The 24806-nt window shown below is 65.7% G+C and carries 22 protein-coding genes; 7 read left to right on the forward strand and 15 right to left on the reverse strand.

Annotated features, from left to right (window positions below; genetic code table 11):
• The first annotated feature begins 4 nt into the window (after positions 1–4).
• Together ACXJ16_RS02045 and ACXJ16_RS02050 are read left to right on the forward strand one after the other, a co-directional pair.
• Positions 5–1096: an NAD(P)/FAD-dependent oxidoreductase gene (locus ACXJ16_RS02045; protein ID WP_463921112.1), complete on the forward strand. Its 1092-nt coding sequence runs from the start codon at positions 5–7 to the stop codon at positions 1094–1096.
• Positions 1097–1179: 83 nt separating this feature from the next.
• Positions 1180–1362: a YegP family protein gene (locus ACXJ16_RS02050; RefSeq protein ID WP_463921114.1), complete on the forward strand. Its 183-nt coding sequence runs from the start codon at positions 1180–1182 to the stop codon at positions 1360–1362.
• A 3-nt stretch (positions 1363–1365) separates the two neighbouring features.
• On the opposite strand, the gene ACXJ16_RS02055 is transcribed toward ACXJ16_RS02050, so the two are convergent.
• The 5 genes from ACXJ16_RS02055 to ispH all read right to left on the reverse strand — a co-directional run bounded on the left by ACXJ16_RS02055 (position 1366) and on the right by ispH (position 6485).
• Positions 1366–2502 (reverse strand): FUSC family protein, encoded by a 1137-nt coding sequence (locus ACXJ16_RS02055; RefSeq protein WP_231636123.1) that lies wholly within the window; start codon positions 2500–2502, stop codon positions 1366–1368.
• Positions 2503–2554: 52 nt separating this feature from the next.
• Positions 2555–3892, reverse strand: coding sequence for a hypothetical protein (locus ACXJ16_RS02060; RefSeq protein ID WP_185996995.1), 1338 nt, complete (start codon positions 3890–3892; stop codon positions 2555–2557).
• 169 nt (positions 3893–4061) lie between these two features.
• Positions 4062–4499, reverse strand: a complete 438-nt coding sequence (gene rnhA, locus ACXJ16_RS02065) for a ribonuclease HI (protein ID WP_054440540.1) — start codon at positions 4497–4499, stop codon at positions 4062–4064.
• A complete protein-coding gene (gene thrB, locus ACXJ16_RS02070; protein WP_324696102.1) occupies positions 4496–5485 on the reverse strand; it encodes a homoserine kinase in 990 nt (329 codons plus the stop codon). Before thrB ends, rnhA begins: the two co-directional genes overlap by 4 nt.
• 13 nt (positions 5486–5498) lie before the next feature.
• Positions 5499–6485 (reverse strand): 4-hydroxy-3-methylbut-2-enyl diphosphate reductase, encoded by a 987-nt coding sequence (gene ispH, locus ACXJ16_RS02075; protein WP_324696100.1) that lies wholly within the window; start codon positions 6483–6485, stop codon positions 5499–5501.
• Between the two features lie 67 nt (positions 6486–6552).
• Here ispH and ACXJ16_RS02080 point away from each other — a divergent pair, with 67 nt between their 5' ends.
• On the forward strand, positions 6553–7215 hold the full coding sequence (locus ACXJ16_RS02080; RefSeq protein WP_185996998.1) for a hypothetical protein: 663 nt from the start codon (positions 6553–6555) through the stop codon (positions 7213–7215).
• Positions 7216–7304: 89 nt separating this feature from the next.
• Here the strand turns inward: ACXJ16_RS02080 and ACXJ16_RS02085 are convergent, their stop codons facing one another.
• From ACXJ16_RS02085 to ACXJ16_RS02110, 6 genes are all read right to left on the reverse strand, one after another.
• On the reverse strand, positions 7305–8000 hold the full coding sequence (locus ACXJ16_RS02085; protein ID WP_324696098.1) for a lysophospholipid acyltransferase family protein: 696 nt from the start codon (positions 7998–8000) through the stop codon (positions 7305–7307).
• Positions 8001–8086: 86 nt separating this feature from the next.
• A complete protein-coding gene (locus ACXJ16_RS02090) occupies positions 8087–8524 on the reverse strand; it encodes a Fur family transcriptional regulator (RefSeq protein ID WP_054440532.1) in 438 nt (145 codons plus the stop codon).
• A 108-nt stretch (positions 8525–8632) separates the two neighbouring features.
• A complete protein-coding gene (locus ACXJ16_RS02095; RefSeq protein ID WP_054440529.1) occupies positions 8633–9076 on the reverse strand; it encodes a Ros/MucR family transcriptional regulator in 444 nt (147 codons plus the stop codon).
• 162 nt (positions 9077–9238) lie between these two features.
• A complete protein-coding gene (locus ACXJ16_RS02100) occupies positions 9239–9697 on the reverse strand; it encodes a GNAT family N-acetyltransferase (protein WP_185996999.1) in 459 nt (152 codons plus the stop codon).
• Positions 9698–9703: 6 nt separating this feature from the next.
• A complete protein-coding gene (gene tsaB, locus ACXJ16_RS02105; protein ID WP_463921115.1) occupies positions 9704–10369 on the reverse strand; it encodes a tRNA (adenosine(37)-N6)-threonylcarbamoyltransferase complex dimerization subunit type 1 TsaB in 666 nt (221 codons plus the stop codon).
• 21 nt (positions 10370–10390) lie between these two features.
• Positions 10391–10969 carry a NifU family protein gene (locus ACXJ16_RS02110; protein WP_054440521.1) on the reverse strand — a complete coding sequence of 193 codons (579 nt, stop codon included), beginning with the start codon at positions 10967–10969 and terminating at the stop codon, positions 10391–10393.
• 187 nt (positions 10970–11156) lie between these two features.
• On the opposite strand from ACXJ16_RS02110, the gene ACXJ16_RS02115 reads away from it, so the two are divergent.
• Both ACXJ16_RS02115 and ACXJ16_RS02120 read left to right on the forward strand, forming a co-directional pair.
• Complete coding sequence (locus ACXJ16_RS02115) at positions 11157–14087, forward strand: M16 family metallopeptidase (RefSeq protein ID WP_185997000.1); 2931 nt, start codon at positions 11157–11159, stop codon at positions 14085–14087.
• A gap of 232 nt (positions 14088–14319) precedes the next feature.
• Positions 14320–15693, forward strand: coding sequence for a class II 3-deoxy-7-phosphoheptulonate synthase (locus ACXJ16_RS02120; protein ID WP_054440681.1), 1374 nt, complete (start codon positions 14320–14322; stop codon positions 15691–15693).
• A 74-nt stretch (positions 15694–15767) separates the two neighbouring features.
• Here ACXJ16_RS02120 and ACXJ16_RS02125 read toward each other — a convergent pair whose 3' ends face one another.
• On the reverse strand, positions 15768–17828 hold the full coding sequence (locus ACXJ16_RS02125; protein WP_463921117.1) for a DUF3857 domain-containing protein: 2061 nt from the start codon (positions 17826–17828) through the stop codon (positions 15768–15770).
• A gap of 263 nt (positions 17829–18091) precedes the next feature.
• Between ACXJ16_RS02125 and ACXJ16_RS02130 the strand changes: the two genes are divergently transcribed.
• Entirely contained in the window at positions 18092–20011 is a 1920-nt protein-coding gene (locus tag ACXJ16_RS02130; RefSeq protein WP_463921119.1) for a CocE/NonD family hydrolase, read from the forward strand.
• A 48-nt stretch (positions 20012–20059) separates the two neighbouring features.
• Here ACXJ16_RS02130 and ACXJ16_RS02135 read toward each other — a convergent pair whose 3' ends face one another.
• The 3 genes from ACXJ16_RS02135 to ACXJ16_RS02145 all read right to left on the reverse strand — a co-directional run bounded on the left by ACXJ16_RS02135 (position 20060) and on the right by ACXJ16_RS02145 (position 23353).
• Positions 20060–21814: a chloride channel protein gene (locus tag ACXJ16_RS02135; RefSeq protein WP_054440515.1), complete on the reverse strand. Its 1755-nt coding sequence runs from the start codon at positions 21812–21814 to the stop codon at positions 20060–20062.
• Positions 21815–21908: 94 nt separating this feature from the next.
• Positions 21909–22487, reverse strand: coding sequence for an HD domain-containing protein (locus ACXJ16_RS02140; RefSeq protein WP_463921121.1), 579 nt, complete (start codon positions 22485–22487; stop codon positions 21909–21911).
• 71 nt (positions 22488–22558) lie between these two features.
• Positions 22559–23353 carry an SDR family oxidoreductase gene (locus tag ACXJ16_RS02145; protein ID WP_324696083.1) on the reverse strand — a complete coding sequence of 265 codons (795 nt, stop codon included), beginning with the start codon at positions 23351–23353 and terminating at the stop codon, positions 22559–22561.
• Between the two features lie 261 nt (positions 23354–23614).
• Between ACXJ16_RS02145 and ACXJ16_RS02150 the strand changes: the two genes are divergently transcribed.
• Positions 23615–24793, forward strand: a complete 1179-nt coding sequence (locus ACXJ16_RS02150; RefSeq protein ID WP_463921123.1) for an FAS1-like dehydratase domain-containing protein — start codon at positions 23615–23617, stop codon at positions 24791–24793.
• The last annotated feature ends 13 nt before the right edge of the window (positions 24794–24806 follow it).

Consider the following 24806-nt stretch of genomic DNA (forward strand, 5'->3'; position numbering starts at 1 on the left):
CCTTATGGATGCGAGGTTCGATATCGTCATAGTGGGCGCCGGCATGGCCGGTGCCTCGCTGGCCGCCCGCGTGGGCGCGCAGGCACGGGTGCTGGTGATCGAGGCCGAGGAAAGCCCCGGTTATCACGCCACCGGACGCTCCGCCGCGTTCTGGACCGAAAGCTACGGCGGCCCGCAGGTCAAGCCGCTGACCACCGCCTCCGGCCCGGAACTGCGGCGCCTTGGCGTCCTCGCGCCCCGCGGCGCACTCACCATCGGGCGCGGCGGGCAGGAGCGCGAGATATCCGATTTCGCCGAGACATATGGCGCGGTCGGCATCGATGTCTCGGTGCTGGGCCGGGCGGAAATCGCGGCGCGCATACCCGATCTGCGGCCGGAATGGACTTGCGGCGTACTTGAACCGAGCACGTGCGACATCGACGTTGCCCGCCTGCACCAGCACTATCTCGCCGCCGCGCGCAGGGCCGGCGTGGACTTGTGGTGCCGCTCAGGCCTCGCCGCTGTCGAGCGCGTTTCCGGCGGCTGGGCGCTCTCACTGGCCGACGGCCGCCGCGTGGGCTGCGAACTGCTGGTCGATGCTGCCGGTGCCTGGGCCGATCCGGTGGCGGAGAAGGCGGGGGTGCGCCCGCTCGGTATCGCGGCCTATCGCCGCACGATAGCGCAAGTCGCAATCGAACCTGCCGCGCCTGACAGCCTGCCGCTCGTTCTCGACGTTTCAGGCACGTTCTACTTCAAGCCCGAGAGCGGCCGCCTCTGGCTGAGCCCTCACGATGAGACGCCCAGCACCCCGTGTGACGCCGCGCCCGAGGAACTCGACGTGGCGCTCGCCGTCGACAGGTTCGAGCAGGTCGTGGATCGCCGGGTTCGCCGTGTCGAGCATCGCTGGGCGGGCCTGCGCTCCTTCGCGCCGGATCGCTTGCCGGTCTATGGTTTCGATCCCGATGACGATGCGTTCTTCTGGTTCGCCGGGCAGGGCGGCTTCGGGATACAGACCGCGCCCGCCGCTGCGCAGCTCGGCGCCGCCCTGCTGCTGGGCGCGGCCGGGGGCGCGATCGAGCCCGCTCCGTTCGCGCCGGGCCGGTTTCGGCGGCGATAGTCGGCAGGCCTGTTTTCCCTTTCCACTTCGCCGGGAAACTTGCACAAGTGCGCACAGGGTGTGTTCCTGCAAGGAGACCTGAGATGGCTCATCGCTTTGAAATCCGCCAGAACAAGGCGGGCGAATATGTTGCCTACTTCCTCTACAATTCCGAAACCATGTTCTGGACGGAAGGCTATTCGAGCAAGGCTTCCGCGAAGAACGCGATCGAATCGATCAAGAAGAACGGTCCCCCGGCCGACGTGGTCGATGCGACCACAGGCTGATCCTCACTCGTTGTTTTCGGCCTCGGCGCCGCGCTCGGCGGGTTTCCTGCCGGGCGCGACGAAGTGCCATGCCAGCAGCACCGGCTCCAGCACGGCCATGCCGACGAAGATGCTCGCCAGCCGGTGGACGGCGGGCATGATCCGGGCATCGGCGTAGGAATCGGGCACGAGCACGACCAGCACGGCAAGCGTGAACTGCAGGCCCAGGTAAGTGACGTTCGGGAGGCCGTTCTCGATATGGCGGCCGATGACGATGCCAAGGCAGGTGCCCGCGATCAGGACGGGCGTGCTGCCCTGTGCCAGCAGCAGCACTGCAAGCGAAAGGCCGCCGCCCGCCAGGCAGCCGAGCGTGCGCTGGAACAGGCGCCGCGTCACCGGCACGAAGCCGCTCGCGCCGATGCCGGTGACGGGAACGATCATCACCGCCATCACGGTCACGGCGGCCTGCGCCATCTGCGGCATTTGGAACAGGGCGTGGAGCACCGGCAGCACGGCGATGGCGATGCCGGCCTGCGCTGCGTGGCGCGCGGCGTGGGGGTGCCATTTCATCCGGTCCGGCGCGGGTTTGCGGCCTGCCAGCCACTTCCTGCCCGAAAGCGTCGCGGCGGAAAGGCTGACGATCACGCAGGCCACGGTGCCCGCGATCACTTCGAGCATCCGGGTCTGCGCGAAGTGGATGGTGTCGAGGTCGGGATGTTCGAGCTTGTCCAGCAGGATCATCTCGAACGTCAGTCCGAACAGCAGCCATGCATAGGCGCGCCGGGCGGTAATCATGCCGTAGAGGCCCACCGCGCCCACCAGCGCCGCGCTCGCCATGGCGAGCGGCAGGGAGTGGGCCGCATAGGGCACGATCGCCAGGGCCAGCAGAGATCCTATCGCGGTTCCCGCAATGCGCAGCACGCCGCGAAGCAGGGTTTCCGCAGTCTCGCTCTTGAGCAGGACGAAGGCCGTGAAGGCGGCCCACGCCACCATCTGCGCACCTATCAGGTGCGCGATGAGGATAGCCAGCATGACCGAGGCCACGCAGGCCCATTCGTCCGCCATGCGCGGACCCGGCGTCACCAGCGCGCGGGCTTCCCGCTTGAGCGCGTCCGCAAAGCCGCGAGGCGCTGTAAGCCGGTGGTCGAAGGCATGTGGCACGCGCCGGGATTAGCCGCGCTTCACGGCGCTGACAACCATATGCCGGGGAGCGCTATCTTCGTTCAGCAGGGAACTGGGACTGGCAGGCATATGCCGGATTGTCGACGGCCTTGCGAACCTCGAAGACAAGGTTGGTGAAGGCGACCGGATCGGTAACCGGATTTCCGCCTTGCGGCACCGAGACGGAACCCCCGCTACACGCCATCTGGAGCCGGAGCCGCTGTGCTTCGTCGCTTTGCTCCATGGTGATGATGGAGGCGAGGATGGAGGGAAGCTTCGAGGACTGCTTCAGCCCGTTCATGGTGAATTCGGCATAGTGGTCATTGTTCTGATCGAACAGGACCAACTGCGCGGCTGTCGCCGTTGCCGCCTCCGGCGCCTTGCTCCTGGATGTGGCAGACCCCGTTCCCTCGGCGCTGATCGTGGCGAGATGCGATTTCGTGCGATAGTAGCCTTCGGCGACCAGCGATTGTGCGGCCGATGCTCCGCCGTCTCCCAGATTGAGCTTCACGTTGCCGTTGATCGCCTTCAATTCCGGCAGGCCCGACTTGTAGCTGATGCGGGCGTTGGGGCGTGGATTGAGACAGGCTGCGGCGAGCATGTCGTTCATCTCCTTCGCTGCCGCGAGGATCGCGGGCGAAGGGTCGATTTTGCCTTCCTTTACGGAGCGGTCGACCTTGCGAAAATTGATGACTTGCGGGCATATGGCGGGGGGCGTGACCGGTCTCTTGGCGAGGCTTCGGCGCCAGCGCTCGAACGCGGCCGACATGCGGCCCGAGGCCGTCTGATAGTAGGCCTGAGTGACAGTGGGTTGCATGTCCAGAGCGCAGAGCAGTGCGCTCTCGGGGTCGAGATCGTCGGTCTTGCAATTGGCCGGACTTCCATTGGCATCTTTCAGACTGTCAGGTGCGATGCCGATGATGGATGCGGAGAATTGCGTGATCCCGGCCTGGCCGGCGGCGTTGGCGGGCAAGCCGAACAGTACGCCGTTGCCGTCGATCCGTGCGTCGCGCTGCTTGGCGAAGAGCACGTAACCGAAACCGATCTGATACTCGAGCTGGACACTGTCGACCTTGCGGATCACTTCGGTGTAGTGGAGTTCTTCGCCGGTTCCCCAGAACGTCAATCCGCTGCCGACGCCGAGGAATCCGGCGCTGGCCGACCGTTCCCGGTTGCTTCTCGCATAGCGCTCGAAATGATCGAGGCATGTCTGGCCGGAATTCGCGCAATCGCGCCTGATCGCGGCGATTTCCAACTGCCAGCCGTTTTCGGGACCTGCTTCCTCCAGCGTGGTGGGCGAGGCATCACGGGCCACTGCCGGAGCGGTTGCAAACGTCAGGCCCAGCGCGAAAACGCCGCGCGGCAGCCAGCGTACAGATTTACGATTCATGATTCGATCCCCCCTCAGAGACTGGGAGGATCATATGGAGAATAGAGACAAGCGCCAGTCATAAGCGCTTTGTCGATGCTGCCTAAGGGGGTTATTCAGTATTATCCGGCCATGCGTGCTTGTGCGCTACGGGACTGTTCGCTTTTTTCGGACCTGCGCGAACATCGAGCTACTTGCCTGCGGCGACCGCCGCGTCACTGGCGAGCTTGTCCACGCGCTCGTTCTCGGCGTGGCCGGAATGGCCGCGGACCCATTCCCACTGGACCTTGTGGCGGGCGACCGCCTCGATCAGGTCATGCCAGAGGTCGGCATTGCGGACCGGCTGCTTGCTGGCGTTCACCCAGCCCTTCTTCTTCCAGCCGTGGACCCACTTCGTGATACCGTCGATCACGTATTTGCTGTCGGTCTGCAGCGTGACTTCGCACGGCTCGGTCAGGGCGTTCAGGCCCTTGATGACGGCGGTCATCTCCATCCGGTTGTTGGTGGTGTCGGGTTCGCCGCCGGACATTTCCTTCTCGTGCTGGCCCATGCGCAGCAGTACGCCCCAGCCGCCGGGGCCGGGATTGCCCTTGCAGGCGCCATCCGTGAAAATCTGTACTTGCTTCATGCGCCGAATATCCCGGAATTGGCCGGATCTGCATAGAACTGAAGTCGCCGTGCGAAGGCCATCGGGTCCTTCGGGGTGACGAGGGCGTCTTCCGGCGTGTTCAGCCAGTCGTAGGCGCGGGTGGCGAGGAAGCGCACCGCCGCGCCGCGGGCCAGCACCGGCAGGCTTTCGCGCTCTGCCGGGGTGAGCGGCCGGACGGCCTCGTAACCCTCGATCAGCGCAAGGGACAGGTCGGGGCGGAACTGCGTGCCGTCAGTGCTGAAGCACCAGGCCGCATGAGTAACGGCAACATCGTAGGCTAGCAGGTCGGTGCAGGCGAAGTAGAAGTCGATCAGGCCCGTCACCTTGTTGCCCAGCATCAGCACGTTGTCGGGGAACAGGTCGGCATGGATCACGCCGGCCGGAAGGTCCGCCGGCCATTCGCGCGCCAGCACGCCGAGTTCGCGTTCGACGAGGCGGCCGAGTTCGGGGTGGATCGATTCGAGCCCTTCGGCGCCGCAGTCTCCCAAAAGCTGCTGCCAGGCCGGCAGGTCGAGCGAGTTGGTGCGGGCCTGGCCGAAGTCCGCCGAGGCGAGGTGGATCTGCGCCAGCGCCGCGCCGACCGCGCGGGCCTGTTCCGCCGTCGGTTCCGACACCGAGACGCCGGGCAGGAACTCGATCAGGGCCAGCGCCTTGCGGCCTTCGCCTTCGCCGATGAAGCGGTGGCTCGCGCCGTCGCGGTCATGCATGGTGCGGGGGACCGGGCAATCGCGCGCGGCCAGATGGTCGAGCAGGTCGAGGAAGAAGGGCAGGTCGGAAATGTCCGTCCGGCTCTCGTATACGGTGAGGATGAAGCGGCGGGCGCTTTCGCCGTGCTGCGTCTCGATCAGCCAGTTGCTGTTGGACACGCCCTCGGCGATGCCCTTGGCGGAGATCAGCGAGCCGACGTCGAAGGTCTCGACGATCGCGGACATTTCTTCCGCGCCGAGTCGGGTATAGACAGCCATTGATGTGGATCCTTCAGCGGGCGAGCTGGCGCGGCAGCTTGAACGTGATGGTTTCCTCTGCGGTCACCCGTTCCTCGGATTCGACCGTGCGCAGTTCCTTGATGCGCGCGATCACTTCGTTCACCAGCGCTTCCGGCGCCGAGGCCCCGGCGGTGAGGCCCAGTGTGGCGATGCCCGTCAGCCATTCCGGAGCGATGTCGCTCGCGCGCTGGATCATCTGGCCGCGCGAACCAGCCCGCTCCGCCACTTCGACGAGGCGCAGCGAGTTCGAGCTCTTGGGCGAGCCGATCACCAGCACCATCTCGCAGTCCGGCGCGATCTGTTTCACCGCGGTCTGGCGGTTGGACGTGGCGTAGCAGATGTCTTCCTGCTTGGGTGCAACGACATCGGGGAAGCGCGACTCGATGGCGGCGATGATCGCTGCGGTATCGTCCACCGAAAGCGTGGTCTGTGACAGATACGCGAGTTCGACGCCTTCCGGCACCTTGACCGTGGCGACATCTTCCACCGTCTCGATCAGCGACATGGTGCCTTCGGGAACCTGCCCGAAGGTGCCGATGACCTCGGGGTGGCCGGCATGGCCGATGAAGAGGATATGGCGGCCGTCCGCGATCTGGCGTTCGGCCTGGCGGTGCACCTTGCTGACCAGCGGGCAGGTCGCATCCAGCCATTCGAGGCCGCGCGCGGTGGCTTTTGCCGGCACCGACTTGGGCACGCCGTGGGCCGAGAAGATCACCGGCACGCCGTCCGGCACCTGGTCCACGCTCTCGACGAAGACGGCGCCCTTGTCCTTGAGATTGTCCACCACGAACTTGTTGTGAACGATCTCGTGGCGCACGTAGACCGGCGCGCCGTAGATTTCGAGCGCACGCTCGACGATCTCGATGGCGCGATCGACCCCGGCGCAGAACCCGCGCGGGGCGGCGATCAGGAGGCGCAGGGGCTGCTCCGAACCGGACGGCACGGGCGCGGACGTAGGCGATGGAAAGGGCGCGTTCATGAATGGGCCTCTAGCGCTTTGCCGCTTGCGCCGCTAGGGCAAGCCGACGTCTTCGAGGAACCTCACGATGAATGCACGCCGCCTGACTGCCACTATCCTCTGCTCCGCCGTCGCGGTGACCGCGCTGAGCGGCTGCGCCAAGAAGGGCGAGATCGTGGTCGATTCGGGTGTGGGCATCACGGCGGTCCGCTCGACCTGCCCGGCGGTCGGCATTCCCGAATATACCGGCGATATCACGCTGTTCCGCGCTCCGAACGATCGCACCGCAGCCAATATCGACGTGGTTGCCGCGATGACCAACGTGCGCACCCAGTGCAACGACCAGAGCGGGGACAAGGTTTTCGCCAAGGTGGACTTCGACATTCTCGCCCGCCGCAACGACACGCAGGGCGCGCGTCAGGTGACGCTGCCCTATTTCGTCTCGGTGCTTCAGGGCGGCACTGCCGTCATTTCGAAGCGCGTCGGCCAGGTGACGGTGAACTTCGCTGACGGCCAGGACCGCGCGCAGGCGCACACCACCGCTTCGGCCTATATCGACCGTGCCGCAGCAACGCTGCCCGCCGATATCCGCGAGCGTATCACTCGCAAGCGCAAGGCCGGCGATACTGACGCGGCCGTCGATCCGCTGTCGGATCCCACCGTGAAGGCCGCCGTCGCGCGCTCCAGCTTCGAAGTTCTGGTGGGCTTCCAGCTTGACGAAAAGCAGCTCGCCTACAACGCCACGCGTTGATCCGGGGCTGATGACCGCCGGGGGCATTGTCTCCCGGCCGGCCATTCAAACTCCATGTAAACGTCCGTTTGCGGCGTTGTTAGGCCGGCTCAGTCCGGATCGAGCCCCATGGCCCGTGCGATCGCCCGCCGTGCGCCGTGCGCCATGGTTTTGCGGTTCGTCCGTTCTTCCCCGGTCAGCGGCGGCAGGAAATGCAGGGTGAGCGGGATCGGCCGCCAGCGGGCCAGGATGTGCAGCGCATTGTCGAGGCCGGGTTCGTCTCCCACCCAGGCGATCTCGCGCGCTTCCGGGCCATAGTCGAGCCAGACCGGCTGCACGGCGACGTGCCGGTCGTGGCCTTCTATCGCGGAGAGCAGCGAGGATTTGAAGGGCAGCAGTTCGACGCCGCCCGATGTCGTGCCTTCGGGGAACACAGCCAGCGCGCCGGTTTCGTGCATGGCGGCGCGAATCTGCTCGATCTGGATGGACACCGTTGCGCGCTGGTGGCGGGCGATGAACACGGTGTCGTTAAGTTCGCAGAGCCAGCGGAGCGGGCCGAACCCGGCGAGGCCGTCATGCGCGACGAATGCGGTGCCGGTGGCGCCTGCAAGCGCGGGAATATCCAGCCAGCTCACATGATTGGCGATGAAGAAGCTGCCGGGGACGGGCAGCGCGCCCAGTTTCCTGATGCGCAGCCCGCAGATCGTGCCGACCGTGCGCAGGAACAGGCGCGGCACCGGATTGTGTCGGGTGATAGGGGCAAGGGCGTAATAGGCGGGAATGCAGAGCGTGAGCAGCAGCAACAACGCAAAAAGGCGGACCGCGACCAGGGCCCAGCCCCGGGGTGCGATCCGCCTTTTTGAAAGCAGGTCCGGGGCCGGAGCCTCGGCCGTCACTTGCGGGTTTCGCCGTCCTCGCGCTCGATACGGACGCCGAAGAGTTCCATGCGGTGGTCGACGAGGCGGAAGCCGAGCTTTTCGGCGATCTGGCGCTGGAGCGATTCCAGTTCCGGGTCGACGAATTCGATGACCTGGCCGGTTTCCACGTCGATCATGTGATCGTGGTGTGCTTCGGGCGCGGCTTCGTAGCGGGCGCGGCCGTCGCCGAAGTCGTGACGGTCAAGAATGCCGGCTTCCTCGAAAAGGCGCACGGTGCGGTAGACCGTGGCGATCGAGATGCCCGGGTCCAGCGCGGTTGCGCGTTCGTGGAGCTTCTCGACATCGGGGTGGTCGGTACTCTCGGAAAGAACCTTCGCGATGATGCGGCGCTGTTCGGTAATCCGAAGGCCGCGTTCAGCGCAGAGGGCTTCGATGTCGATTGGTTGATGCACGTTTGACCTGTATCAATGAAAAGGCACGGCCACCTAGATAGGCGGCCGTGCCCTTAATCACAACCTTCGAACGCCCGTTTGCCGGGCGTAAGTCGGCGCGGCCTGAAATCAGGCGGCAGCCTTGGGCTTGCGGCCGCGGCGCGCGTTGGGCTTGCGGCCCAGGCCGATCTTCTTGGCCAGTTCGCGACGCTTCTCGGCGTAGTTGGGGGCAACCATCGGATAGTCGGCGGGCAGGTTCCAGCGCGCGCGATATTCTTCCGGGGTCATGTTGTAATGGGTCATGAGGTGACGCTTGAGCATTTTCAGCTTCTTGCCGTCCTCAAGGCAGACGATGTAGTCGGGCTTCACCGAAGCGCGCACCGAAACGGCGGGCTCGGGCTTTTCTTCCTCGACGACGGGCGTACCGCCAAGTCCGGCGAGAGCGCCGTAGACATTGGTGATGAGCGTGGGCAGGTCTTCTACGTTGACGTTGTTGTTGCTGACATGAGCTGCAACGATGTCGGACGTGAGCGTGATCAACGTCTCGTTGGCATCAGCCTGAATGATTTCCATTTTACGACCTCTTTTTTTGCGACCATTACTGGATCGGGCGAGCCTTTTAGGCCTGCCGTTTCGCCTTGGACCATTTCAATCTGGAATACAAGATCAATTACAAGTCGTCCCTAATTGTGACAATTGTAACGAAATCAATCCGATTAATACTGTTAGATTCCGTCAGTCTATGTCGCAAGCAAAGGTCAGTGCATCGATTCTCTCGCCGTTCGGTGTACGGTAGTAATCTTTCCGTTCGCCGATGGCATAGAATCCGAAGGTTGCGTAAAGAGACTCTGCCGAGTTTCCTCTTCTCATTTCAAGTAGAAGTCGTTTAGCGCCCCGTGCTCCTGCGGCAAGTCTAAGTGCGTCCAATATGGATCGCCCAAGTCCTTTCCGGCGGAACTGCGGATCTACTGCGAGAAGCAGTAACTCTTCTTCTTCGTATCCGGTTCGCGACAGCGAAAATCCGGCCGCGATTTCCCCTTCCGTCAGGGGTTTTCCTTCGGGCGAAACGAGGAAATAGTGACAATTTCCCAAGGTGAGCGCGTCTTCGACCTGGCGCCTGTTCCATGCCTCGCCCCAGGCCGGGTCGAACGCCGTGGCCATCACGGCCATGATCTGGTCGAGATCGTCAAGCATCCGGGGTTATCCTTGCGGTCCGGGAAGGCCGCCGGGCAGCTTGGCGTCGGGCGCGCGGCCATAGAGGGGGCGGGTGTCGGCGGTCAGGGCATGGGCGGGCAGGAGCGGGAAGGCGCGGGCATCCGGCCAGATGGCGAGGGCGGCTCCGTTTCCGCGCGCGGCGACAAGGGCCTGCGCCTGCGTGCCGGCGACCACCTCCTCGGCAACTGCGGCAGCCGCCGCGTCGGGACGCAGCGAGGTGAGGGGCCGGGTCACGCTGCCGTCTTTAGCGAAGCCTTCGATGAACCATTCGCCGTGGCCACCGGTCATCGCCGTTGCCACCGGAACGACCCCGGCCTGATCGCGCGCTATCGCCGAGACCATGGCGAGGGTCGAGTATCCGATCACCTCGGAGCCCCAGGCCAGCGCCAGCGCGCGGGCGGCGGCCAGGCCGACGCGCACGCCGGTGAAGCTGCCGGGGCCGAGCGCCACCACGATGCGGGCGGCGCGGCCGCGATCGGGAAGCTGTGCGATCATCGGCACGAGCGCTTCGGCATGGCCGCGCCCGAGCATCCGAAAGTCTCCCGCGAGAAGCGCGCCGTTCTCGAACAGCGCAACCGAACAGGCTTCGGTAGCGCTGTCGATCACCAGTGTGCGGCCGTGGAACGGCTCTGCGGTCGTCTCCGTCGTCACGCCTTCGTCATCCCTTTGGGGTCAGGCGGCGCGGACTTCGGTGACTTCGGGAACGTAGTGCTTGAGCAGGCTCTCGATCCCGTGCTTGAGCGTGGCGCTGGACGAAGGGCAGCCCGAGCAGGCGCCCTGCATGGCGAGATAGACCACGCCATCGCGGTAGCCGCGATAGACGATGTCGCCGCCGTCGTTGGCCACGGCCGGGCGCACGCGGGTCTCGATCAGTTCCTTGATCTGCTCGACGATGTCGGCATCGGCGGGATCGTCGCCATAGTCAGCCTCGTCCTCGGCGGGGACTGAGAAGCCGCTGGCGTTGCCGCCCGCGAACAGCGGGGCTTCCGACACGAAATGATCGAGCAGGATCGAGACGACCTGCGGCTTGAGATCAGACCATTCCGAGCCCGGCGCCGCCGTGACCGAAACGAAGCCCTGGCCGAAGAACACGCCTGTCACGTCGCCAAGGTCGAACAGGGCCTGCGCCAGCGGCGAGACTTCCGCGTCCTCGGGCGAGGTGAACTCGCGGGTGCCTGCCGCCATGACCTGCCGGCCGGGCAGGAACTTGAGCGTGGCGGGATTGGGCGTGGCTTCGGTTTCGATATACATGATGCACGCGATTTAGGTGTTGCTGGCAGAGGGTCAAGTCCACAAGCAGCAATTGACTTTGAATGAGGCGGGAACAACGCTGCGACTTGGCGCTTTCTAGGCCGCTACTTTGCACCCCTGCGGGGCCGGGGAACAGTCTCGCGCTATTCACTGGCCCTTAATCGAACCGGAACCTATACCCCTCCCGATGACGAAATCTTCGCGCGCCGCCCGCTCGCTCGCCTGCCTGCTCCTGCTGGCTCCCCTCCCGGTTCAGTCCGTTCTTGCGCAAGTGCCCGGCGCAGCCGCGCCCGCGCCGGAAACCCTGCCGGGCGACAGCGATCCGTGGCTCTATCGCGGCAGCGACATTCCCCGCGATCCCGAATGGCATTTCGGCGAGCTTTCCAACGGGCTGAAGTATGCGGTGCGCCGCAACGGGGTGCCGCCGGGGCAGGTCTCGATCCGTATCCGCGTCGATGCCGGCTCGCTTTACGAGACCGATTCGGAGCGCGGCTACGCGCACTTGCTGGAGCACATGCTGTTCCGCCAGTCGAAGTACATTCCCGAGGGGACGGCGATTGCCGCCTTCCAGCGCCTCGGCGCGACTTTCGGCAGTGATACCAATGCGGTGACCTCCACCACGCAGACCGTGTTCAAGCTCGATCTGCCCAATGCCACGCCCACTTCGCTGGACGAGACCTTCAAGCTGATGAGCGGCATGGTGACCGCGCCCACGCTTTCGGCCTCCAACCTCAAGTCCGACTTGCCGATCGTGCTGGCCGAGATGCGCGAGCGCGGCGGCGCCGCCAAGCGCGTTCAGGACGCCATGCAGAAGACGCTCTACGCCGGGCAGCCGCTTTCGGCGCGTGAGCCGATCGGCACTGTCGAAACGCTGACTTCGGCAACCCCGGATTCGGTGCGTGCCTTCTATTCGCGCTGGTATCGCCCGGACAACGTCGCCGTGATCGTTGCAGGCGATGCCGATCCGGCGACGCTGGAAGGCTACGTGAAGAAGTGGTTCGCCGACTGGAAGGCGACCGGCAAGCTGAGCGCCGCGCCCAGCTTCGGCGATCCGGCGGCGCCCGCAGGGGCCGATCCGAAGAACCCGGTGGGCGAGACCAAGGTCCTGATCGAGCCCGATCTGCCGCCTTCGCTGATGTATGCGATCCTGCGCCCCTGGCGGCAGGTGACGGACAACGTGGTCTACAACCAGGGCTTGATGGTCGATTCGATCGCGCAGGCCATCATCAACCGCCGCCTGGAATCCAAGGCCCGCGCGGGTGGCAGCTTCCTGTCGGCTTCGGTCAACCAGGATGACGTCTCGCGCTCGGCGGACGCCACGTTCGTTTCGGTCACGCCGCTGGGCGAGGACTGGCAGGCGGCGCTGCGCGACGTGCGCGGCGTGATCGCCGATGCGATGACCAAGCCGCCGACGCAGGCCGAGATCGACCGCGAGGTCGCCGAACTCGACGTTGCGTTCCAGGTCCCGGTCGAACAGCAGCGCATCCTGCCCGGTTCGAAGCTGGCGGACGACATGGTCAACGCGCTGGACATTCGCGAAACCGTGGCGGCCCCGAACGACGTGCTGCGCATCTTCCGCGAATCGAAGCCGCTGTTCACGCCGGCAGACGTGCTGAAGCACACGCAGCAGCTCTTCAGCGGCTCGGTGACGCGGGCGATCTTCACCACGCAGAAGCAGGGCGGCGCCACTGACGATGGGCTGCGCACCGCGCTGCTCCAGCCGATCCGGCCCGACGCCTCGATCCGCACCGCGGTCAACGAGAAGCCGGTGTCGTTCGAGAAGCTGCCCGCCATCGGCGCGCCCCACAAGGCGACCGCACAGGCGCCGACCGGCCTGCTCGATATCGAGCAGCTCACTTTCGCGAACGGCGTGAAGGCGCTGCTCTGGCCGGTTCAGGAAGAGCCGGGCCGTGTCACCGTGAAGGTCCGCTTCGGCGGCGGCAAGCGGTCGATCGCGCCGCAGGATGCCCCCTATATCGCGCTTGGTGAATTCGCGCTGGTCGGTTCGGGCCTTGCCACGCTGGGCCAGGAGGACCTCGACCGCATCTCGACCGGGCGCAAGCTGGGCTTCGATTTCGAGGTGCAGGACGCCAGCTTCCAGTTCCAGGCGGAAACCCGCCCGCAGGACCTGGCCGACCAGCTCTATCTCTTCGCTGCCAAGCTCGACCTGCCGCGCTGGGACCCGCAGCCGCTCGTTCGCGCCAAGGCCGCGGCGAAGATCCAGTATGCAACTTATTCCACTTCGCCGCAGGGCGTGCTGAACCGCGATCTGGAATTCTACCAGCGCGGCAAGGACGCCCGCTTCGCGACGCCCACGCCGGGGGAGATCGAGAAGACAACGGCGGCCGGCTTCAGGAAGGTCTGGAGCAAGGCACTGGCGAGCGGCCCGGTCGAAGTGCAGATCTATGGCGACTTCGACAAGGCCTCCACCATCACCGCGCTGGAGAAGACGTTCGGCGCGCTCAAGGCCCGCACGCCCGCGCCGTCGACGGCCAATCTCGCCGAAGTCTCGGTGCCCAAGCCTTCGGACGTGCCGGTGGTGCTGCATCACCACGGCGACCCGGACCAGGCCGCGGCGGTGATCTCGTGGCCTACCGGCGGCGGCGCCATGGGCATTCGCGAATCGCGCCAGCTCGAAATCCTGACGCAGCTCTTCACCAACCGCCTGCTCGATGCCGTGCGCGAGAAGCTGGGCGTGGCCTATGCGCCTTACGTCTATTCGCAGTGGCCGGTGGACATGGCGGCGGGCGGTTCGATCACCGCCATGGCGCAGCTCGATCCCAAGTCGGCGACGGTGTTCTTCCAGACCGCGGACGAGATCGCCCAGGACCTCATCAACAATCCGCCCACCGCGCAGGAACTGGCGCTGGTCACCGAACCGATGCGCCAGCAGGTGACGCGCGCGGCTTCGAGCACCTCGTTCTTCATGGGCCAGCTCGAAGGTGCGACTTACGATCCCTCGCGGATCGGCACGGTCCGTACGATCCTCTACGACTATACCGCCACCACGCCGCAGCAGATGCAGGCGCTTGCCGCGCGCTACCTCGGCAAGAACAACTCGTGGCGGCTTGAGGTCATGCCGGAAGGCAAGAGCTCGGGAACGGTCGCGGTAAAGTAGGAAAAGCAGGGCGGGATTGTTCGCAAGTTACGCGGGCAATCCTGCCGCCTGTAACATTGTTCCGTTACGCCGGGGCGCTGTGGCGCAATCGATCACCGTGATCGCCTAAACCGGCTTTGCAAAAATTACCGGGGGAGGCTATGGCGCGCCTCTTGTTTGCGGTTCTTGCCGGTTTGGCCCCATGCATTCGGCGCGGGGAGAGAAGGCAAAGGAACCGCCAGGAGTACGTGACGTGGCTAGCAATTGGACCCCGGAAAGCTGGAAGGCTAAGGAAGCCCGCCATCTTCCGGTATATGGCGATGCGGAGAAGCTGGGCGAGGTAGAGGCCACGCTTGCGAAGTTTCCGCCGCTGGTCTTTGCGGGCGAGGCGCGCGAACTCAAGAAGGACCTGGCCGAAGTGGCTGCCGGTCGCGGTTTCCTGCTTCAGGGCGGAGACTGTGCGGAAAGCTTCGCCGAGTTCAGCGCCGACAATATCCGCGACACGTTCCGCGTGCTGCTCCAGATGGCGGTGGTGCTGACTTTCGCCAGCAAGCAGCCGGTGGTGAAGCTGGGCCGCATGGCGGGCCAGTTCGCCAAGCCACGTTCGGCCCCGACCGAGACGATCGGCGGACTGGAACTGCCCAGCTACTTCGGCGACATCATCAACGGCATCGAGTTCGAGCCGGAAACCCGCCGCAACGATCCCGAACGGATGCTCAAGGCCTATGGCCAGTCGTCCGCCACGCTCAACCTGCTGCGCGCTTTCGCGCATGGCGGCTATGCGAACCTGCGCCAGGTCCACCAGTGGACCATGGAGCACATCGGCCGCAGCCCCTGGGGCGAGCGTTTCTCGCAGATGGCCGACCGCATCAGCGAAGCGCTGGACTTCATGGCCGCCTGCGGCGTGGACCCGACCTCGGTTCCGCAGCTTCAGGGCACCGATTTCTACACCAGCCACGAGGCGCTGCTGCTTCCTTACGAGGAAGCGCTGACCCGGCGCGATTCGCTGACCGGCGACTGGTACGACTGCTCGGCCCACATGCTGTGGATCGGCGACCGTACCCGCTTCGAAGGATCGGCCCATGTCGAGTATCTGCGCGGCGTCGGCAATCCGATCGGCATGAAGTGCGGCCCCAGCCTCGAGCCCGACGCGCTGCTGCGCATGCTCGACACGCTGAACCCGGCGCGTGAACCCGGCCGCATGACCCTCATCAGCCGTTACGGCTATGACAAGGTAGAGGCCGGCCTGCCCAAGCTGGTGCGCGCGGTGAAGGCGGAAGGTCATCCGGTGGTGTGGTCGTGCGATCCGATGCACGGCAACGTCATCAAGGCCGACAGCGGCTTCAAGACCCGCCCGTTCGACCGCATCCTGGCCGAAGTGCGCGGCTTCTTCGCCGTTCACCGTGCCGAGGGCACCCATGCGGGCGGCATCCATATCGAGATGACCGGCCAGGACGTGACCGAATGCACCGGCGGCGCCATCGCCATCACCGACGAGGCGCTGAAGGACCGTTATCACACCCACTGCGACCCGCGCCTCAACGGTGCGCAGTCGATCGAACTCGCGTTCGAGCTGGCGGACCTGCTCAACCTCGAAGCGACCGAACGGCAGAAGCAGGCGGCGTAAGGCAGCCGCTCAGGACAAGATCGAAAGGGCAGGGGAGCCGGGGCTCTCCTGCCCTTTTGCTTGTCCGCAGGCCGTTACTTCGGGGCTGCGGCTGCCGCTTTCGCATCGGCGGATGCGTGGGCCAGGCAGGGAACGCTGTCAGCCGTCCAGTCTATCTCGTAAGTGGCGGGCACGTTCTTCGTGCCGCTTTCCACGGTTCGCGATGTTTCGGGGTTATAGAAGATCCACGCCATGCTGTTGTCGAAGGCGGCGATGCGCGCATTGTCCTTCTTCGCGGTCGCCGCGTCGATTTCCTTCTGCTCCACGCGTGAGCCGCGGATCATGCGAATGGCGCCGTCACGCTGTTCGAAGGCGCGGTAATAGGTCCGGCCGAACAGCTGCGTGTCATAGCCCTTCTTGAACGTCCATCCCGCCGGACGGGCCGTGGACGGCAGCCGAACGGTCGTTACCCGGCAGTCGAATTCGGGCTTGTTGGCGTAAGGCAGTTCCTGATCCTGATCGGCCGAGCGCGTGCGCCGTTCGGGCGGGCTGAAGCCGCCTCCAGGCAGGGCGAGCGACCTTGATCCGTCCCCGTCGTCATCCCAGTCCACCGAACCGGTGCCGCTGATGGTCAGCACGCTGGCCTGCGCCTTCTGGTCGTAGCGCCACTGGACATCCTCGATCGCCTGCCAGGTGCTGCCGACCAGTTGCTGGCGGAAGCTGCCGAGCATCTGGTCGTGCGCGAGGCCGGAAAGCTGCATTTCCTGCTGCAGGCCCTCGATCCCGCGGGTGATCGTGGTGTTGGTGATCCGGGCGGGTTCATCGAAACCGGCCCTTGCGTCGATCTCGTAAAGGGTGATCTGGTCGGGCCTTTGGGCGGGCTGCCACGCGAGCTGCTCGATCGAGCTGCCCTGTTCCGTAAGCGGCAGCACCCACTGGTAAGGCATGATCGGCGTGGTGGAGGGCGGCACCACCGGCGGCAGCGTGCCGTCCAGCCAGTAGACCGCGCCGTCTATATGCGCGCGCACGATGACGTGATCGAACAGGCGCGGGCTCGGCAGCCGCTGGTCGAACCCGTCGTCCCCGCCGCCGGTGTTGACCAGCACGGCTTCCGCCTGGATGCCCAACTGGCCCAGGAGCGCCAGCAGCAGCGCTGTCTTGCCCTTGCAGTCGCCATAGCGGCGCTGCCAGGTCTCGTCCGCGGTGGCGGGCACGAGGTTCCCGTTGCCGAGGCCGACGTAGATATAGCGCACGTCCTGCTGCACCAGCTTCAGCGCCGCGCTTGCGCGGTCCAGCGGCAGCGCGTGGGCTGCGGCGATGCGGCTCGCCTCGCGCCGGAGCGGCGAAGCATCGGGCAGCTTCGCGGCCTTTGTGTAAAACGGCGCGAAACGCCTTGAAATTCCTGCCCAATCGGCAAAGTCGCTATATTCGACCACACGCTGCCAGAGATAGCGGGCCGGAGCATCCTTGGGCGGGACGATGGTGGCCGGATTGTCCAGCCGGACTTCGAGCGCGTGTTCGCTCTTGCGGGCGAAGGCGTTCATGTCGGGCGTCATGCGCAGTTGCGGTTCTGCCCGGTCTTCCCAGCTGAGGCCCAGCAGGAAGCGGCCCGGCACCGGGCTGGGCGCGATCAGCAGCATTCCCGCGTCGCTGGCGCCCAGCGTGGGATCGGTCGTGCGGATGGTGAGGGCGACTTCCAGTTCATCGCCGACGCGCAAGTCGGCAATGCGCAGCACCGCGGTCAGGGTGCCGTCCAGCTTGGCCGTTTCGAGCTGGTCTTCCCGGCGCAGGATCTCGAACGCAGCGGTTTTCAGCACGTCGATGACTTCGCCATCGCGGTGGATCCGGATGGCGTGCACGGTGGGCGCGCCCGCCGCCGGGTTCCAGGCGATGGACAGGTTGCCGAGTTGCAGGGCGCTGGGGTGCAGGATCCTGATGCGATAGCCGGTGTATTGCGCCTGCCCCTGCTTATCGAGATGGATCAGGGTATCCTGATGGCGCACGAAGACGGCGCCGGTGGCGTTTTCCGGCACGGGCAGGTCTTCGGAGGGTGAAACCCAGCGAGGAACGGGGCCGCGCTGGACCTGATCGTCGCGAGCGAAAGCCGGGCCGCAGACAAGCGCGGACGCCAGAAATACCGAAATCGGAAAACGCACATCAACCCCCGTGATTACACCTCATAATGTCCGGTATTTTCGGCAAGGCAAGACTATTGCCGGATGAAAATTCGTTTTTTAATTCAATTGGATAGCCTTGTTTCATGGGCTGTTGCAGTTCTTGCCGAAACTGTCGCGCGCGCGCCTGCACCTCGCGGCCGGGCGCGCAAGGCGGGGGCAGGGCAGGCCCGGCGCTGCTGTTTCGCGCGGCCGCTCGTCTTCACGCTTGACCGCCGGAAATGCACGGGCCACCAATCGGGCCCATGACAAAAAGCCTTCGGATCGCCGCGTGCCTTGCAGCCGCGCCGCTTGCACTCGCCGCCGCCCAGCTTTCCGCACAGGACAGCGCCCGCGCGCCCACCGACACCATGATGAACGAGCAGGTCGAATCGTACGACTGGGTACGCCCGCAGGCGGACTACATCCGCCGCGAGGTGATGATTCCCATGCGGGACGGCAAGAAGCTCTTCACCGTCATCGTCATGCGCAAGGGCACGAAGGACGGTCCGATCCTGCTCAGCCGCACGCCCTACAACGCCGGCGGCATGACCAGCCGCAACCGCAGCCAGAAGATCGAGGAAATCCTGCCCGTCATGGACGCGGATTTCGTCAACGACGGTTATATCCGGGTCTATCAGGACGTGCGCGGGCTTGACGGTTCCGAAGGCGACTACGTGATGAACCGGCCGCTGCGAGGCCCCCTCAACAAGACCAAGGTCGATCACGCCACCGACGCTTACGACACCATCGACTGGCTGGTGAGGAACGTGAAGGAGAGCAACGGCAAGGTCGGCATTACCGGCTCGTCCTATCTCGGCTTCACCTCGCTCATGGCGCTGATCGATCCGCACCCCGCGCTCAAGGCCGCCGTGCCGCAGAGCCCGATGGTGGACGGCTGGATGGGCGACGACTGGTTCCACAACGGCGCCTTCCGCATGTTCGGGTTCGACTACGACCTTGGCCAGACGGTCAAGAAGGGCGGCGGCGCGGTGCCCAAGGGCACGGGGGACGAGTACCAGGCCTATCTCGATGCCGGTTCGGCCATGGAATATGCCAAGGCATACGGCCTCATCGACCTGCCGGTGGTGCGCAAGGTGCTGGAGCATCCCGGCTACGATGCGTGGTGGCAGGGGCAGGCGGTGGACAAGCTGCTCGGCGCGCGCAAGCTGACGGTGCCGACCATGCTCGTGGTGGGACAGTGGGACCAAGAGGACAGCTACGGCGCCCCGGCGGTCTACCAGGCGCTCAAGGCGAACGGCACGCCGGACGACATGGTGAGCCTTGCCATCGGCCCCTGGCGCCACTCCCAGGTCAACTACGAAGCGCGTGAGCTTGGTCCGCTCAAGTGGGAAGGCGATACCGGCGGCCAGTTCCGCCAGCGCTACATGAAGCCCTTCCTCGACTGTCACCTGAAAACCGTGGCGCCGGCCTGCAACACGCCGCCGGTGATCACCTATGCCACCGGCGCCAAGGGCGACAAGGGCGGCTGGGAAGTGTCGCAGAAGTGGCCGGCGGGCGATTACACGCCGCTCTACCTTGCGGGGAACTACGGCCTCTCGTGGAGCAAGCCGGTGGCGGGCAGCGACAGCTACGTCTCCGACCCCGCCAAGCCGGTGCCGATGCTGCCGCGCCCGGTGCACATGCAGGGCGAGGAGTGGAAGACCTGGCTCGTCCACGACCAGCGCTTCGTTGACGGCCGTCCGGACGTGCTGAGCTATACCACCGGCACGCTGGACAAGGCGGTCCACATCAAGGGTGCGCCCAAGGTGGAGCTGCACGCCTCCACCAGCGGGCGGGACAGCGACTACGTGGTCAAGCTGATCGACGTCTATCCGCAGGAAAACTCGGCCAATCCGGAACTGGCTGGCTACCAGCTCGGCATCGGCATCGAGATCTTCCGCGGCCGCTACGTCCACGGCTTCGACAAGCCGCAGCCGCTTGAGCCGGGCAAGGGCTATACCTTCCAGTGGTCACTGCCGAACGTCGATCACGTGTTCCTGCCGGGCCACCGGATCATGGTGCAGGTGCAGTCCAGCCTGTTCCCGCTCTATGACCGCAACCCGCAGTCCTGGGTGCCCTCGATCATGGAGGCCAGGGCGAGCGACTATGTGAAGGCGACCGAGACGGTGACTTATGGCGGCGATGCGGCCAGCGCCGTGTGGCTGCCGGTGGCTAGGGACTAGGAGCAGGTCCGGGGGTGCGGGGGCGATGGCCCCTGCATTCCTCCTGCTTCAGCTTTCGCCGAACAGTTCCCGCTGCGAGGCCTCGATCTCCTCGAAGTAGCGGCGGCGCGCGTGGCGTTCGGTCACGACGCCGACGACATTGCCGATACCGTCCACCACCGCCAGTTCGTCGGCCACGGCCACGTCGAAGGCCTTGATCATCGCGCGGATGTCGGTGGTGGGGGAAAGCGTGGTGCCCTTCAGCGTCGCCAGCCCGCCCACCGCGCTGTCCTGCGCCAGTTCGGGGTTGTAGGCGGCGGAGGTGGTGACGATCCCGGCATAGTGTTCCTCCTCGTCCAGCAGGATCGCCTTGCTGGCCGAGCCGAGCGGCACGCGGGCGCGGAAATCGGCGATGGAAAGGGTTGCGGGCACCGAGATCCAGTCCTTGCGCATGATGCGTCCGGCGGTGAGGCTGAGCATCCAGCCGATATCGCGCGGGGAACGGATGATCGAGCCGCGAATGTGCAGGCGCCAGGTGGAGAACGAATAGCCGAACATCTCGCGCGTGAAGGCGCTGGATACGAGCGAGGCGGTCAGCACCACGCCCATCAGCGCGAAGTCGTGCGTGGTTTCCAGCATGAGCATCGCCAGCGTCATCGGGCCGCCGACGATGGAGACGGCCAGCGCGCTCATGCCGACGAGGGCGGCTTGGGTGGGGTCCAGTTCGATGCCCAGCGGCAGCATCTGCACGGCGGCGGCGAAGATCAGGCCGACCAGCGATCCCAGGAACAGCGAGGCGAAGAACAGGCCGCCGCGAAAGCCGAAGCTGAGCGAGATCACCGAGGCGGCGATCTTGAGCGCGAGAACCACGAGCAGGAACTGGATCGCCGGCTGCATCACGAGATTGAGATGCATCGCCCCGTGCCCCGCCGAAAGCGATTGCGGCGATACCCATGCGAGCGGCATCAGCAGCAGTCCGCCAACCAGCGGTTTCCAGCGCGTGAAGCGGGTGAAGCGCTGGACGTGAAGCTCGGTAAACGTCACCAGCCGCATCACGAGGATGCCCACCAGGGCGCAGACCAGCCCGAGCACGGCATAGATGAAATAGTCCCCCGTGGTCAGCTCATGCGTGCTCGATGCGGCGATCAGGTAGGGTTCCACGCCGAGCTGGCGCGTGATGAACGCAGCGCCGAGGGCGGCGGCGATGACCGGGGCGATGGCGGCGGGGGTATAAGTGCCGATCACGATTTCGAAGGCATAGAAGGCGCCCGCCAGCGGTGCGCCGAAGGCGGCGCCCACGGCCGCGCCCGCGCCCGCGCCCACCAGCGTCCGCATGTCGGCGCGGCGCAGCTTGAACCACTGGCCCAGCACCGAGGCCACGCCGCCGCCCATCTGCGCATAGGCCGCCTCCAGCCCGACCGATGCCCCGGCGCCGTTCGAGATGATCGTCTGTGCCGAGATGATGAGATTGTCGATGAAGGGAATCCGGCCGCTGTGCAGGGCATTGGCCTCCACCACGTCGATCGGCGCGCGGCGGCGGCGGCGCAGCAGATAGCCGATGCCGATCAGCACGAGTCCGCCGAAGGGGAGTGCCAGCAGGCGCCAGGGATGGCGGATTTCGCCGATCGCGCTCAGCCGGTTGCCGGTGACGCCGTAGAAGAGCTGCTGGAGGGCGTGGGCGAGGAACCCTTGCAGGTTGGTCAGCCAGCCAGCCGCGATCCCGGCCAGAACGGCCAGCACGATGAACGCCAGTTCGCTTTCGCGCATGCGCTGCCGCTGGCGGATGACCAGGGCTTTCAGGGCGTTAACGGCGGGACGTCGCATCGATCGTCGATTGGGCCTGCGCGCGCGGCGCTGTCAAGGCGGGTATCGGGAGGGGAAGGAAGAAAACGCGAAGGTGGCGGGCAGCCGGGCGGCCTCACGCCCCGAAGTAGCCCCTGGCCCGCGCCGTCTCCAGTTCCGCTTCGAGATAGTCCCACAGCGCGGGCGCGCCGCGGCTGATCTGCGGCTTCAGGCGCTTCACCACCCGCTCGTGGCTGATCCCGTTCTCGCGCCAGCTCTGCCCCTCGTTGCGCAAGTTGAGCAGGGCGGGCATCGCACGGTCGATGGCATGGGCGAAGCGGGCCTCGTCGGTCCGTTCTTCCTCGAACTCGGTCCAGAGGCCGCGCAGGTAATCCGCCTCGGCATCGGGCAGGATGCCGAAGATCCGGTCGATGGCCGCGCGCTCGGCCGCCTTGCGGTCCGCCAGGCCTTCCTCGAAGAACACCATGACATCGCCGGTCTCGATCTCGCCGATATCGTGGACCAGCAGCATCGCCATGACCCGCGAGATGTCCGGCGTTCCCGAGGCATGGGGTGCGAGCGCCACGGCGAAGAGCGCGATCTGCCAGCTATGCTCGGCCGAATTCTCGTAACGGTCGAGGCCGATGGGCTTCACCTTGCGGGTGACGGCCTTGAGCCGGTCCAGCTCCATCACGAAATCGATGACGTTCTGCATTGTCGCTGGGCCCCCTTACCGACCGGATGGCCGCTCTGGAGGCTCGTTCGACGATTCTCAAGCGGAAGCGGTCATTTCGGCGGCATGCGGATGCCGCCGTCAAGACGGATGCACTGGCCGTTGAAATAGGTGTTGCGGGCCAGTTCCATCACCAGCGAGGCGAATTCCTCGGGATTGCCGAGCCGCTTGGGGAAGGGCACGGCCTTGCCGAGGCCATCGTAGACCGCCTCGTTCATTTCCTTGACCCGCAGCATCGGCGGCGTGGCGAAAGTGCCGGGAAGGATGGCGTTCACCCGGATGCCGAGGTCCATGAGATCGCGGGCCATCGGCAGGACCATGGCATTCACCGCGCCCTTGGCGCCGCCGTAAGCGACTTGCCCGACCTGTCCGTCCTGCGATGCGGCCGACGAGGTGAACACGATGCAGCCGCGTTCGCCGTCGTCATTGAGCGGGTCGGCGCCCGCCATGCCCAGCGCGGCGATCGAGGCGACGCGGTAGGACGCGGTGAACACGCCTTCGGCCGTTCTGGCGATCTGCTCGGTGGCGGCGCGCTTGTAGCCGCCGGTGGTCTTGTCGAACGAGACGGTCTTGCCGCCGCCGGCCACGACGGCGCAGTGGACGACGATCCGTTCCTGCCCGTGAGCGGCGCGGGCCCTGGCGAAGCCGGCTTCCACGCTTTCCTCGTCAAGGATGTTCACCTTGCAGAACACGCCGCCGATCTCGGCCGCGAAAGCTTCGCCCGCTTCCTCGCTGATGTCGAACACGGCCACTTTCACGCCGGCATCGGCAAGGGCCTGTGCGCTGGCGCGGCCGAGGCCCGAAGCGCCGCCGGTGACGACTGCGGCGAGGGTATTGTCGATCTTCATGAAGCAGGCTCTCCCGAGCGGGTTTGATTCGTGTTTGGCCCAAGGGCTAGCGCAATTCGCGGCCGGAAAGGTGCGATCGAATGCGGTCGGCGCGCAAGTATCGCCCCTGCGCACTTGATGGGCGCGGCGCGGCGGCGCCTTGCGTCCACTGCCGATGCGGCTGCACCTACGGACAGGCGCCCGCCGCGTCGCGGGTGAAGATCGGACGGGACGGGTTCGGCACTGCCGCAAAGGGCAGGCCGCGAGAGATCGGAGAGAGAAATGGCCGAAGGCGATGTGTTCCTCGACACCAGCGATGTCGATCGGTGGGTCGGCAAGCCGGTGATCTTCGCCGAGTTCTGGGACCCGTGCAACGCCACGGACATCCGCCGCTGGGCACAGGCGATGGATTACGCCAATCCCCTGCACTGGGACGAGAATTTCGCGCGGGCCAGCCGCTTCGGCGGTATCGTCGCCCCGCAGAGCTTCACCGTCGCCATGGACTACGGCCACGGCTGCCATCCTTCCTGCGTCGGCCGGATTCCGGGATCGCACCTGATCTTCGCAGGGGAGGAATGGTGGTTCTACGGCAATCCCGTCCGCCCCGGCGACAAGCTCGTGCAGGAGCGCAGCTTCGCGGGCTATCGCATTGCCGAAACAGGCTTTGCCGGGCCGACGATGTTCGCCGATGGCGATACGGTCCACCGCAACCAGCACGGCGCGCTCGTCGCCAAGGAGCGGGCGACCTCGATCCGCTACCTCGTGGAGGAGGCGAACAAGCGGAAAGTCTACGACAAGGAGAATCGCGCGCCCAGGTCCTGGACAAGGGAGGAACTGGACGAAGTGGCGAAAGTGCGGCTGGACTGGATCAGGTCGGGCCGCGAAGGCATCTCGCCGCGCTGGAGCACGGTCAAGGTGGGCGATACTTTGCCGCGCCGGGCGATCGGGCCGCACAGCCGCGTGACTTTCGCGCTCGAATGCCGTGCGCACCGGCAGAACATCTGGGGCACCTGGCGCTGGAACGCACCTGAAGGCGTGCACGATCCCGCCCAGGAAGACGCAGGCTTCGGCGGCGACATGAGCTACGACTTCGAAGCCCGCAAGATCGATCCGCGCCAGGGTGACGGCCTGTTCCACGGGCCCAGCTCCGGGCACATCAATCCCGAGAAGGCCGAGAAAGTCGGCATGGGCGGTGCTTATGGCTACGGCTCGTCGATGAATGCCTGGCACCTCGATACGGTGGCCTACTGGGCCGGGCACGAAGGCTATATCTGGCACTCGAAGACCCAGTTCCGCAGCCCCGCTTTCGAAGGGGACGTGACTTACGTGGATGCCGCCGTGATCGACAGGCAGGAGACCTCCGAATTCGGGATGCCGGTGGTCACGGTCGAGACGCGGATGACCACGCAGGACGGCGCCACCATCCTCAAGGGCACCGCGACGGTATCGTTGCCGCTCTGACCGGGAGGACGAC

The sequence above is a fragment of the Novosphingobium sp. TK71 genome, assembly GCF_055361505.1.